This window comes from Ignavibacteriales bacterium (assembly GCA_026390575.1).
Lineage (GTDB): Bacteria > Bacteroidota > Ignavibacteria > UBA10030 > UBA10030 > Fen-1298.
This window is the reverse complement of the sequence record JAPLFR010000006.1, coordinates 198,096-211,699: the sequence shown is the minus strand read 5'-3', so window position 1 is coordinate 211,699 and position 13,604 is coordinate 198,096. Positions and strand designations below refer to the sequence as shown.

The 13,604-nt window shown below is 43.7% G+C and carries 11 protein-coding genes; all 11 read left to right on the top strand.

Features of this window, described 5'->3' with window-relative positions; translation table 11 throughout:
• The first annotated feature begins 47 nt into the window (after nucleotides 1–47).
• The 11 genes from NTX44_04645 to NTX44_04595 all read left to right on the top strand — a co-directional run bounded on the left by NTX44_04645 (nucleotide 48) and on the right by NTX44_04595 (nucleotide 13,590).
• Entirely contained in the window at nucleotides 48–2,537 is a 2,490-nt protein-coding gene (locus NTX44_04645) for a choice-of-anchor D domain-containing protein (protein ID MCX6120883.1), read from the top strand.
• A 112-nt stretch (nucleotides 2,538–2,649) separates the two neighbouring features.
• Nucleotides 2,650–3,402: a 2-dehydro-3-deoxy-D-gluconate 5-dehydrogenase KduD gene (gene kduD / locus NTX44_04640; protein ID MCX6120882.1), complete on the top strand. Its 753-nt coding sequence runs from the start codon at nucleotides 2,650–2,652 to the stop codon at nucleotides 3,400–3,402.
• A 24-nt stretch (nucleotides 3,403–3,426) separates the two neighbouring features.
• Nucleotides 3,427–4,386 carry a bifunctional 4-hydroxy-2-oxoglutarate aldolase/2-dehydro-3-deoxy-phosphogluconate aldolase gene (eda, locus tag NTX44_04635; GenBank protein ID MCX6120881.1) on the top strand — a complete coding sequence of 320 codons (960 nt, stop codon included), beginning with the start codon at nucleotides 3,427–3,429 and terminating at the stop codon, nucleotides 4,384–4,386.
• A gap of 77 nt (nucleotides 4,387–4,463) precedes the next feature.
• Nucleotides 4,464–5,297 carry a 5-dehydro-4-deoxy-D-glucuronate isomerase gene (gene kduI / locus NTX44_04630; GenBank protein ID MCX6120880.1) on the top strand — a complete coding sequence of 278 codons (834 nt, stop codon included), beginning with the start codon at nucleotides 4,464–4,466 and terminating at the stop codon, nucleotides 5,295–5,297.
• Between the two features lie 9 nt (nucleotides 5,298–5,306).
• Complete coding sequence (locus NTX44_04625) at nucleotides 5,307–6,527, top strand: DUF4861 domain-containing protein (GenBank protein ID MCX6120879.1); 1,221 nt, start codon at nucleotides 5,307–5,309, stop codon at nucleotides 6,525–6,527.
• A 55-nt stretch (nucleotides 6,528–6,582) separates the two neighbouring features.
• Nucleotides 6,583–7,005, top strand: coding sequence for an MFS transporter (locus NTX44_04620; protein ID MCX6120878.1), 423 nt, complete (start codon nucleotides 6,583–6,585; stop codon nucleotides 7,003–7,005).
• Nucleotides 7,002–7,715, top strand: a complete 714-nt coding sequence (locus NTX44_04615; protein MCX6120877.1) for an MFS transporter — start codon at nucleotides 7,002–7,004, stop codon at nucleotides 7,713–7,715. The genes NTX44_04620 and NTX44_04615 overlap by 4 nt, the downstream gene beginning before the upstream one ends.
• A 232-nt stretch (nucleotides 7,716–7,947) precedes the next feature.
• A complete protein-coding gene (locus tag NTX44_04610) occupies nucleotides 7,948–8,232 on the top strand; it encodes a PfkB family carbohydrate kinase (GenBank protein MCX6120876.1) in 285 nt (94 codons plus the stop codon).
• Nucleotides 8,233–8,244: 12 nt separating this feature from the next.
• Entirely contained in the window at nucleotides 8,245–9,033 is a 789-nt protein-coding gene (locus NTX44_04605) for a sugar kinase (GenBank protein ID MCX6120875.1), read from the top strand.
• 19 nt (nucleotides 9,034–9,052) lie between these two features.
• Nucleotides 9,053–12,127 carry a choice-of-anchor D domain-containing protein gene (locus NTX44_04600; protein MCX6120874.1) on the top strand — a complete coding sequence of 1,025 codons (3,075 nt, stop codon included), beginning with the start codon at nucleotides 9,053–9,055 and terminating at the stop codon, nucleotides 12,125–12,127.
• 20 nt (nucleotides 12,128–12,147) lie between these two features.
• Complete coding sequence (locus tag NTX44_04595) at nucleotides 12,148–13,590, top strand: glycoside hydrolase family 28 protein (protein MCX6120873.1); 1,443 nt, start codon at nucleotides 12,148–12,150, stop codon at nucleotides 13,588–13,590.
• The last annotated feature ends 14 nt before the right edge of the window (nucleotides 13,591–13,604 follow it).

The following is a 13,604-nucleotide window of genomic DNA, read 5'->3' as shown; positions in this document are numbered from 1 at the left end:
ATGTAATCTAACTAACTAATTACTTAACATTCTGTAAGGAGTGCGTCATGAACAAAGGACGGTACGTTTTTTGGCTTCTGATGGTTTTATTGCTTCCCTTGAAAACCTTTAGTCAAGTGGAGGACACATGTTTTATTCCCAATTTATTGGGTACAGGTCTTTTTCTTAATCAACTCATAATTCAGGATACGGCGGGCACAGGATGGCAGGGTGCGCATGGAACAGAGGCCTGGCAAAATCATACACGCGTTTATGTATTAGAGAAGAATGGAATATACCCGTGTAACAGCTCATTCACACTTCCCGGAGGAAATAAGTTGTCTATTCGTGGGGAATCAGGAAATTACGCCATCCCATCGAGAGGAAATTTGGCAATTGATTGGTTACCAATCATTAGATTTGAACCCTCAGGAACTACGAGCAACCCCCAAGGTCAATTTGTGCAGTGCACTGGTGCGAACGATACGGTGATGTTGAAAAATATTGCCATGTGCGGGTATGACGAAGATTTAGTAGGAGGCCTTGATAGGATACAAGGTGCTTTATTAGTCATCGCAGCAAGCGGCGGCGGCAGTATCTATGTTGATAGTTGTATTATGAAATCCATTAACGGTCAAATTATTCAAACGGCAGGAAGAGCAAATACTATTCAAGTAACGAATTCAATATTTGCAGATTTGGGATTTTTAGGTACATCCAATTTTGGAGCAGGCAAGGGGATAGATTTAAGGAATTCGGAGGTTGATGCAGTGATAATGGAAAATAATACTATTGTAAATTATCAAGATCGTATTATTAGACATTATCTTTCCCTAAAACCGATACATAGCATAAAGTTTAATCATAATACTGTCATCAATGGTATGAGCTATGATGCTATGCTTTCCTTTGGTGATATAGATTCTCTTGGTGAAGGTCCGTTTGAAATCAAAAATAATTTGTTTGTCGATAATTTTGCCATGGGAGCCGATACCGATTACATACGCCAAGGTGAATTAAATGACAGTCCCGATCTTGATCCAATAAATGGAAAATCGCAGATGAGCTGGGTTGTTGCAAAACCCAATCCGACTGCTCATATTACACCATGGAATATCTCAAATAATTATTATTGTATTTCGGATTCAGGCGTTGCAATACGTAATACAGTTACCCCGCTCCATACACCATATCCAATTGTGGAACCAGAGCCGATTCTCACATCAGATATGAAGAGACAGTTGATTGCGAATGGTGGCGATGCGGTAAAAGCATTTACAAAAATAGCTATTCAACCCATAAATGTTCCAAAGCTGATGACTAAATTGATACGATGGTATTGGTCGCCAGAAGGAGATGGGGTGGGCGGCAACACAGTGGATAATGTTGGAGCTGGCGCCGGGAAAAAGAAGACCGGTTCGAGCGGTACACCTGCAACTCATTTTATAAAGGCCGCACCTGGAGTGTGGGTGTATGATTATGATCGTAAAAGGACAGATTGGTATCTTGATAGTCTCGATTGTTCATTCTCTTCTTCGGTAAATTTATCCTTTGCCGCTAGTGATGGAAAAGTTGTTGGCGCTTCGCGGTGGTCGTGGACAGGATATTTACCCGGAATTGTGGTTTTCTCTGGATTGCCGAAGACACTTGATTTTGGCACGGTGGCAAAGAATGCAAATAAGGCAGATACAATTATTGTTTCGAGTGATGGAAGTTCACCTCTCGTTATTGATTCAGTAAAGTCTTCTGCTGCAGAATTTGCAGTAACACCAGAAAACGCGACAATTGCAGTTGGAAGTACTCAAATATTTGTGGTGACGTATCATCCGACAACACCAGGTGCAAAGACCGCATCGATCGTTTTCTATCATAATGCTCCTTCAATGATGGACACGATTTCTGTTAGCGGCGATGTTGCATTAGAAGCAAACTTCAGTGCAACGCCGACCTCTCTCGCATTCGGCATAGTTAATATCGGAACGGCCAAAGAAGACAGCTTGACTGTGACGAACCATGGTACGGTCGACCTGACGGTAACATCCATCGTCTCTTCGGATCCTGCCTTTACGGTTAATCCGACAACGGCAACAGTAAGTGTGGAAGGGACACAGAAATTTTATGTTACATTCATGCCGACAACAGTTGGTGTCGTTTCTGCGAAGATTGCATTCAATCATAACGCTCTGACGCAGGACACAATCCTTGTCGGTGGCGAAGGTCAACCAGGCACAGGCGTAGCTGGATTGCAATCAGGTATCCCCAAAGTATATCAACTACACAATAACTATCCCAATCCCTTTAATCCTTCGACGACCATTCTTTATGACTTGCCGCAACAAAGCATTGTCACGATCATAATCTATTCGATTCTTGGTCAGCAAGTTGCCACATTGGTCGATGGTGTTGTTCCCGCAGGTTATCATCAGGTAACCTGGGGAGGTGAGCAGGATGGTGGCACGGCGATGGCCGGAGGAGTCTACTTCTTCCGTATGTCGGCACAGCCACTCGACAAAGGAACCGGTCTTGTGCAGACAAAGAAAATGCTATTGCTTAAATAAGGACATTTATATAGAATAAAAGTAGAATGTGAAGCATCCAGTCGCAGCATAGTGCGTGCTGGATGCTTCTTTCGTACTAATAAATTCGAACGAAAAAGCAGAGGGAATTACAATGAATCGGTATGATCTTTCAGGCAAGGCAGCTATTGTTACCGGTGCAAGCACCGGACTTGGCAAAGGCATGTCACTTGGATTGGCTGAGGCGGGTGCGGATTTAGTTTTGGTGGATTATGTTGACAGTACTGAAACCGCCGAGGAAGTCAAAGTGATGAACCGAAAAGCAATAACCATTGTCGCTGATCTTATGACCGTCGATCCGATTCAATCCATTGTGAATGAGACAATCCGTACGTTTGGAAAAGTTGATGTGCTCGTGAATAATGCAGGCATTATACGACGAACACCGGCAATAGATTTTTCTGAGAAGGATTGGGACGATGTAATGGCGATTAACTCGAAGACCGTATTCTTCTTTTGTCAAGCGGTGGCCAGAGACATGATGAAACGAAAGTCCGGGAAAATTATTAATGTTGCTTCGTTGCTGGCCTTTCAAGGTGGAATCCTCGTGCCTTCGTATGCTGCAAGCAAAGGAGCTGTTACTCAAATCACAAAAGCGCTTGCGAATGAATGGGCACAGCATGGCATTAATGTAAATGCTATTGCGCCGGGGTATATGGCAACAAATAATACAAAAGCACTTCGAGAAGATTCCGTTCGTTCAAAAGCAATTTTAGATCGTATTCCAGCAGGTCGATGGGGCATACCGGATGATTTGAAGGGTCCGGTGGTTTTCCTCGCTTCGCAAGCTTCTGATTATATGAATGGCCACGTGCTGGTCGTCGACGGCGGTTGGATGGCAAGGTAAATGTATAAAGAGTGATAATGGTCTATGGATAAACTACTAGAACAAATTGGTTCGCTGGGAATTCTTCCTGTTGCGATCGTGGATGATGAAAAAAAAGCGGTCATACTTGCTCGAACGCTTAGCGAGTGCGGATTGCCGGCAATTGAAGTGACATTCCGGACACAAGCAGCTGCAAGCGTGATAGAGCAGATTGCGAAAGACTCGCAACAAATGCTCGTAGGAGCCGGAACTGTTCTTACAATAGATCAAGCACGAACGGCAATTGACGCTGGAGCACGTTTTATTGTATCACCGGGTTTTAATCCAAAAGTTATAGAATTCTGTCTCTCCAATTCAATTCCAATCATCCCTGGTATTGCAACGCCGACAGAAATCCAGTATGCGATTGAATACAATCTTGAAGTTGTGAAATTCTTTCCGGCAGAAGCGAGCGGTGGCACGGAATATCTGAAGGCGATTGCAGCACCATTCAAAGAAATGCAATTTATTCCCACTGGCGGCATCGAAGAGTCGACTTTACTCTCGTATCTTCGACTCCCGCAGGTTCTTGCTTGCGGCGGTAGTTGGATGATACCATCGGCATACATTAATTCTGGCAGCTTTGATGAGATCATGAAACTCACACGCAAAGCAATCGCCACAATGTTAGGATTTGAACTCAGGCATATTGGAATAAATATGCCCAATATCAATGAAGCAAAGCAAATTGCCACAACAATAGAAAAATATTTCGGTTTTGGAGTAAACGAAACGAATGGTTCATTCTTTGTCGGAACTCAATTTGAAGTCCTCAAGCAGCAGTATCTCGGTGCGAAAGGTCACATTGCTATTGCCACTCATTTCGTTAAACGTGCAGTTGCTCATCTAGCTCTGAAGGGAATAAACATTAAACCTGAAACGAAAAATGTGCAAGACGGAAAACTATCTACTGTATACCTTGATCTTGAAATAGGCGGTTTCGCAATCCATCTCGTTCAAGTGTAATGAAAGCTGTGAACGGGGGAGCCGTAGAACAATGAACGATGAAATTAATTTGAGATAAAGTCGATAGGAGCGTAACTATGGAGGTGCGATACACAACGGATCCGAAAGGATTCAAAGAGATGACAACCGACGAATTACGAAAATCATATTTCATTGAAACTCTGTTTGTTTCTGATGAAGTGCCGATGATCTATTCGGATATTGATCGTTCTATAACAGGTTCTGCCGTACCTGTGAAAAAAACTCTAACGCTCCTCTCGGCCAAAAAGGAAATGGCTGCTGATTTTTTTGCAGAGAGGCGTGAAGTCGGTGTCGTCAATATTGGAGATGAGGGAATTATTGAAGTTGATGGCAAAGCATTTACACTTCACTCGAAAGATGCGCTGTATATCGGTCGGGGAGCAAAGCGTGTTGAGTTCAAAAGCACCAATGCTGCCCAGCCTGCAAAGTATTACTTTGTAAGCTATCCTGCACATAAAGAATATGCTACGACATATATTCATTTTGCCGATGCAGCTCAATCTAAACTCGGAAGTCAGCGTGATGCAAATAAACGCACGATCCACAAGCTCATCCATCCTGGAAGCGTGCAAAGCTGTCAGTTAGTCATGGGATTGACTGAATTAGAAGAAGGAAACGTCTGGAACACCATGCCGTCGCATACTCATCAAAGGCGTTCGGAAGTATATATGTATTTCAATGTAGCACCTGATGCGCTTGTGGTTCACCTTATGGGACAGCCGAATGAAACGCGGCATCTCATCATGCACAACGAGCAGGCAGTATTGAATCCAAGCTGGTCCATTCATACAGGCGTTGGTACACGTAATTACAGTTTCATTTGGGCAATGGGTGGTGAAAATCAGGTGTTCGATGATATGGATGGGATTACTATCGATGAACTTCGATAGGAAATGAGTATGAAAATAAAAATACGAACGGAAAATGATACGATGATCATGGTGGTCCTCCATGTAATCATTCTCTTATTTACCATAAACATGATTCATGCTGAGTCCTTTGCTCAAGACAAGCGTATCATTGTGAAAGCTACGAATCCATTAGACATCAACAGATCGCATGAAATGATCGTTCTCAAATGGAACATCCTTGAAAAATTGAAATCAATACCTGATCCGGCGGCAATTTGTATTTTTGATGCGAAGACATCTGAAGAACTCACGACTCAAATAATCGATGAAGATAAAAATGGCAAACCAGAGGAAGTGATTTTCTTTTCTAGTTTCAAAGCTAAGGAAACGAAACAATTCATTATCGATATGCCATGTACCAAAGATCCAAAATCTATTCTGCCGCTTACATACGTAGGTTATATGATTCCGCGGGAAGATGTAGCGTGGGAAAACGATAGGAATGCTTTTAGAATATACGGTCCTGCACTTGCAAAAGAGGTGAACAATGGAATCGATGTCTGGACGAAACGAGTACGATATCCCATCATAGAAAAGTGGTATAAAGGGGATGAAGCACCGGATGCTGCACGGGTTTCATATCATGAGGATCATGGAGAAGGAGCAGATTTCTTCAGTGTTGGAAAAACACTTGGCGCAGGGAGTTGTGCTCTCATCCAAAATGATTCTCTATGCCAGCCGGGTGTTTTTTCGACGTATAAGATATTTGCGACCGGGCCGATTCGGGCAATATTTGAGGTCACGTATAATCCGGTTCAGTTGAATGGCAAAAGTATTTCTGAGAGAAAAAGAATTACTCTTGATGCAGGAAGTAATCTCAATAAGGTTGAAGTGATTTACACATGTGCTTCATCAAAAGGTAAAGTACCGTTTACAGCCGGTCTTGTGAAACGCAAAGGCATCACAACGTATTTTGATAAAGAAAATCGATGGATCAGTCTTTGGGGGCTAACGAACGAAAAAGAAGAAAACGGCTCGCTGGGTACCGGTATTATTATGACGAAGGAGGATTTCAGCGGAATACGGGAAGACAGTGTTCATGTTCTTCTTCTTGGAAATGCAGAACTCGGTATTTCTTCAACGTACTATACAGGAGCAGCTTGGGCACGCAGTGGCGACTTCAACAATGCAGATGAATGGAATAACTACTTGAAAGAATTCACGCTTCGCTTAAAATCTCCGTTAGAAATTACTCTAGAAATAAACTAAGCAAGAGGAAGGCTACTAATAAAGGATTAAAAAAAGAGCTCGACGAATGACGGATATGAAAGAGATAAACGTAAAAATCGGTAATAAACGTTGGACTATTTGTGCATTGTGGTTTTTTGCGACTACTATTAATTATATCGATAGACAAGTTTTAGGAATACTGGCTCCCGTACTTCAAACTGAAATTGGATGGAATGAGATTGACTATGGCTATATTGTGACAGCGTTTCAGTTCGCATATGCGATCGGTATGGTGCTCGTCGGTAGGCTTATGGACAAGCTTGGAACGAAAATCGGATATTCTATCGCCATGGCAATCTGGAGTCTAGCAGCTATGGCGCATTCTTTTGCCTCTTCGGTTATTGGATTTGCTGTTGCACGTTTTTCACAGAGCTTAGGCGAATCAGGAAATTTTCCCGCCGCAATTAAAACTGTTGCTGAATGGTTTCCCAAAAAGGAACGGGCTTTTGCAACATGAATATTCAACGCGGGTTCGAATGTAGGGGTTGTGGTTGCTCCGTTGGTTGTCCCTTGGCTGTCCCTTGGATCACTCTTGCATACGGATGGCAAATGGCGTTTATTATGACTGGTGCTATCGGATTTATTTGGATTATATTTTGGATTCTGCATTATGAGAAGCCTGAACAACACAAGCGGCTCAAAGCCGAGGAATTAGCATATATACAAAGTGACCCTCCCGATACACAAGAAAAGATTCCCTTGGTAAAATTGATGAAGCATAAGCAGGTCTGGGCATTTGCGATCGCGAAATTCATGACGGATCCTATTTGGTTGTTCTATTTGTACTGGGTGCCGAAATATCTCAATAAGAAGTATGGATTAACATTGGATAAAATCGGACTGCCGCTTATTGTGATTTATTTAATGGCGGATGTCGGCAGTGGTGGCGGCGGATGGTTTTCATCGTTTCTTTTCAAGCGCGGATGGAGTGTCAATAAAGGCAGGAAAACAGCAATGCTTGTTTGCGCGTTATGTGTTATACCAATTGTATTTGCCTCACAGGCATCAGAAGTGTGGATAGCAGTAGCATTGCTCAGTCTTGCAACGGCAGCTCATCAAGGTTGGTCTGCGAATCTTTTTACAACTACATCGGATAAGTTTCCACGAAAAGCAATCGGATCTATTGTAGGTTTCGGCGGAATGGCAGAGCTATCGGTGGTATGCTGATTGCAACGTTAGAAGGTTTTATCCTTGAATGGACCGGCAGTTATCTTGTGCTCTTTATTATTTGCGGTTCAATGTATGTTCTTGCTTATATAATATTTATACGATTAGCTCCGAGGCTTGAGCAGATCGAAATATAAGGAGTAAAATGATCTGAGTACGTATTATCGAATAAACCTCAGAAAATCATTCAAAGAATAGAAATAATTCAATTGTTGTATAAAAGTGAAAAATTATGACGTTGAAAATCAAATCTGCCTCTGAATGTGAACTTGATTTGCTGACACTTGGCGAGTGTATGCTCAGACTGAGTCCTCCCGGCCATCAACGCATCGAATTAACACCAGTATTTGAAGCATATGCCGGAGGCGGAGAGTATAATGTTGCATATGCCCTTTCCCGGTATGGATTGCGGGCGGGATGGATATCCCGTCTTGTAGATAATCCTATTGGCCACTTCATTCGTAACCATGCCATCGCAAGCGGGATGGATATCAGCGAAATGGTCTGGGTTCCCTAAGATGGAGTTGGTATGACAGATCGAATTGGTATCAACTTTACAGAAGTTGGAATTGGTGTTCGTGCCAGTACATCAATCTACGATCGCAGTAATACGGCAGTTTCTCACTTGAAGCCGGGCGACATCGATTGGAAACGGATTTTTACAAAGAGGAAGGTGCGATGGTTCCATACAGGTGGAATATTCGCAGCATTGAGTGACAGTTGTGCAGAGGTAGTGCAGGAAGCGATGAAAGCAGCGCACGGCGCAGGAACGATTGTGAGCTACGATCTCAATTATAGAAGCAAGCTGTGGTCTGCAAAAAAATCAATTGACGTGACGAAGAATCTCATTCCCTATATCGATGTTATTATCGGCAACGAAGAAGATTTCCAGAAATCTCTTGGATGCGAAGTGCAGGGGATAGATGAAAATCTTAAAACTCTGCCCGTAGAGGCATATATAGAAATGGTAAAGAGTATCGTTGCACAATATCCACGTTTTCGAATTGTTGGTACAACATTACGTGAAGTAACAAGTGGATTGCTCAATAATTGGTCGGCGATTATGTATTCCGATGGTATATTCTATCAATCAAGAAAATATGAAAATCTTGAAGTAGAAGACCGAGTCGGAGGTGGAGATGGATTTTGCAGCGGTATCATGTATGGTATGTTGAATGGTATGACACCGCAAGAATGTGTAGAGTTAGGTGCTGCGCATGGAGCGCTCTTTCAAACCACGCGCGGCGATACAAGCATGGTGACCATGGAAGAAATTAAATATGTCATGAATGGTGGCTCTGCAAGGATTAAGAGATAAATTCAAGAAGTAGATGAATATGAAAAAGATTTTGTTCTTCGATTCCTGTTTGAAATCATTCGTTGTAGGTATATTGTTTTTCGCAGAGAGCTATGGGCAATCGGCTTCTGCAACATGGGCATTGACCGTTGATACAACTGTGATTATCAGTGGCAGTATTAGTGCACCGGGTCAAGTGCTTAGCACATCGAGCGATACAACTCAAACGATGACTATAAAGGACTTTACGGGCGGCGGTGCATACAATCCTGCGGAGCGGCTCTATCTCAATGGAACATACTGGCCGCAGGAAACGGCGCAGAACGATGGCCGCTTTGTCCAATTTTCCATTTCTCCTCAGTCTGGAAAAGCTCTCACTATCCGTTCCGTGGCGATGAATCTTGGTTGTTATGGCACGAACGGTCACTTCCTTGCAAACATCTATTATTCTCTCGATTCGACATTCGCTGCGCGGACGAAACTAAATGCAAGTGCGCTAACAGTTGTGGATATCAGAACCACTCCACCCGCACCACTTTCATATACACTTAGCACAGTCGTTAATGATGAACAAACATTTTACGTGAGAATATATCCCTGGTATAATACTACACCAAGTGCTACAAAGTATATTTGTCCTTCACAAGTAGTCATATCAGGAACTACTGCCTCAATCGGTTTGCCCTCCATCAGTGTCTTTCCGACACAGCTTGCATTCGGGGGCGTGAAAGTCGGTGCATCATCAGAGAAAAGCTACACGCTCTCCGGAACATTACTTAATCCTGTAAGTGATACGATTACAGTCACTGCGCCATCGGGCTTTTCTCTCACAACATTGAGCGGTTCTGCGTATGCATCATCGCTCAAGCTTGCCTACACGGGAGGCATCCTGAGCGATACGACGATCTATGTAAAGTTTAGTCCCGGTCAAGAAATCGCATATTCGGATACCATCAGAAATAATTTGGGAGGAGCGACCGCCGGTGTAGTTGGTGTTTCAGGAAACGGATTGCCTGCTGCGGCTATATCAGGTATCTATGTCTCGACGACAGGAAGCGATACGAGTGCGGGTACATACGCGCAGCCGTTTTTGACAATCTTAAAAGCAATCTCAACGGCTCAACTGGGTGATACGATCTTTGTGCGGGGCGGCCGATATATGCTCAGCACAACGATCGGCATCTCAAAAAGTGGTACGAGTACGCAGCGATATTGTCTCCACACGTATCAGAATGAGCGACCTATTCTCGATTTCTCAGGTATGGCAGTGAGCAGCAGCAACAGAGGGATTCAACTCAGCGGCAACTATTGGTACTTCAAAGGTTTCGATATTTACAGTGCTGGCGATAACGGCATGAACATCAGTGGTTCGAACAATATCATTGAGTTTTGTGCATTGTATGAAAACCACGATTCCGGTTTGCAATTGGGCGGCGGAGCGTCATACAACCAGATTATCAATTGTGATTCGTACTACAATGCAGATCCATCGCAGGGTAATGCGGATGGCTTTTCTCCTAAGTTAGATGTCGGAACGGGGAATTCCTTCTACGGATGCCGGTCGTGGCAGAACTCCGACGATGGGTACGACGGCTATCTTCGTCCATCAAACAATATCACGACCACGTACGAGAACTGCTGGGCATTCATGAACGGATATCTGAAAAACTGGACGGTCGGAGCCGGAAATGGTAACGGTTTTAAGACCGGTGGAAGTGATGATAAAACGCTGATGCATAATGTCGTCCTGAAAAAATGTCTTTCCTTCGATAATCTTGTCAAAGGTTTTGATGAGAACAATAACCGTGGTTCAATGACACTTTACAACTGCACAGCATTCAGGAACAATCCCAATTTCGGCATGCCGGGTCCTGTCAATACGGACAGCGACAAAGTGATGACACTTATTAATTGTATTGATTATAGCGGCATAAGCTCAAGTGTCATAATGAGCACGGCGGTACAGACAACAAATAGCTGGCAGGGATTTTACGTGACTGCTGACGACTTTGCTGCATCCAGTGGTTTGGATACTTCAGGGGTGCGCGGCCCGCGCAATGAAGATGGCAGCTTGCCGGTTTTGAATTTTATGCGTTTGAATTCCGAAAGCGATCTTGTAAATCACGGCACGAATGTCAGGTTGCCTTTTATAGGACAGCAGCCCGACCTTGGCTGCTATGAAACAATAGTGACGGATACTGCAGGTTTTTCTGTATCGACGCAATCTCTCAATTTTGATTCCGTGTATGTCGGAGATTTCAGAGATGATAGCATTGCTGTCACAAACACAGGAACGCTGCCGTTGAATATCGATATCGTGATTTCAACGAATCCGAAGTTCTCCGCTGTACCAACATACGGGATTGCCGGTGTCGGAAGTACGATGTGGATACATATCAAGTTTTCTCCAAGTGCGGTAGGAACACAAATAGGAAAAATCATTCTCCATCATAACGCTTCAAATCTTCAGGATACGATCATAGTAAATGGTGTCGGAGGCCTTGTTCCCGTCCCGATTTTTTCCATCACGCCCCGAACGTTGAATTTTGGAAGTATCGCAATTGGCGATTCTAAGAAAGACAGTGTCCTTGTTGCCAATCCTGGGACGGCGACTCTTCAGATCAACACAATTGCATCGACCAATGCGCGATTTACCTTCCATCCTTTAACGATGACGCTTGCTCCATCGATAAGCGCCTATCTCATTCTGACATTTTCGCCGCAGGATACGGTAAACCAGATAGACACGCTCGTGCTCACCCATAATGCAGCGACCGTACAGGACACGATTTTCCTGAGCGGTAGGGGAGAAGTGCTTGTCAATGTCGATAGTGTGATATATGCTCCGATTCGGTACATGCTGACTCAGAATTATCCGAACCCGTTTAATCCATCCACTACCCTTCAATTCACTGTGGCGAAGAAAGGAATGGCAACTGTGGATGTGCTGAATGTGCTTGGTCAAGATATCGCCCAGCTCTTTTCCGGACGCATGGAGCCAGGACAACTCTACTCCATCCGTTTCGATGCGTCGCGATTTCCTTCCGGCATCTACTTCGCGGTTTTTCAGAGTGGAGGACAGCGATTCGTAAAGAAAATGGTTTTCATAAAATAAGATATAACAGGACTACGTACATGATAATGCAAAGAGATCTGCGAAAAATGATACCGATGAACCGGAGAGGACGCGCCTGTTTCATTTTTTCATTCGTTTATGTTATTCTTTCTCTTGATGTGTATGCACAAATGGATTCAACTGCAGGATGGCAAACGATGCCTTCTGTGTTACAACGGATTATACGACCATCATTTCCCGATAAGAATTTCGATATTACAAACTTCGGAGCAAAAGGCGATGGCGCAATTGATTGCACTGCTGCATTTGAGAAGGCGATTACCGCATGCAGCGCATCAGGCGGCGGCCGGGTGATCGTTCCTAAAGGCACATTTCTTACGGGCGCAATTCATTTAAAAAGTCATGTGCATTTGTACATATCACGAGGTGCGGTCATACGTTTCAGTGTCGACCCAAAGAAATATCTTCCGCTCGTGTATACGCGGTGGGAGGGAACAGAATGCATGAATTATTCTCCGCTCATATATGCATTTGAGCAGGAAGACATCGCAGTGACGGGCGAAGGCATCCTTGATGGTCAGGGATCGAACGAGTATTGGTGGAGTTGGAAAGGAAAGAAAGAAGCGGGATGGAGGGATGGTATGCCGAATCAATTGGCGGCTCGCAAAAGACTCATGGAAATGGCGGAGAAGAACATTTCCGTTGTGGAACGTATCTTTGGGGAAGGAGCATACCTACGGCCGAATTTCTTCGAACCGTACCAATGTACGAATGTGTTATTGCAAGGTGTGACATTTAGAAACTCACCGATGTGGTTTATTAATCCCGTTCTTTGCAAGAATGTGTCTATCATCGGTGTGACAATCGATGGACTCGGGCCGAACAACGATGGCTGTGATCCAGAATCCTGCACCGATGTTTTAATCGAAAACTGCGTTTTCAATAATGGCGACGATTGTATTGCTCTTAAGTCCGGAAGAAACGCCGATGGCCGGCGTATCAATGTTCCATGTGAAAATGTTATTATTCGCGGATGTACGATGAAAAATGGACATGGCGGTGTCGTGATCGGCAGTGAAGTCTCCGGTGGAATAAAGAATGTGTTTGCTGAAAATAATATCATGGATAGTCCGGAACTTGATCGAGTATTGAGGATTAAGACAAATGCCATGCGCGGAGGTGTAATCGAAAATATATTTCTCCGTAACATAAAGGTTGGACAAGTGGCAGATGCGATCGTGAAGATTGATTTCTATTATGAAGAAGGGGACAGCGGAGGTTTTGTACCGACCGTAAGGAATATTGATGTGCGAAATATCAACAGCAAGAAGAGCAGGTTCGGGATATGGGTTCGTGCATTTGATCGTTCTCCAGTAAAAAATATTCATATCGAAGATTGCGTTTTCGAAAATGTCGCGGAAGCAAACGTGATCGAGAATGTAAAAGATCTAACCCTTATAAATGTACAAACGAAGCAGAAGAATAACGAGAACGTGAAGTGAGAGCAATGTTGATT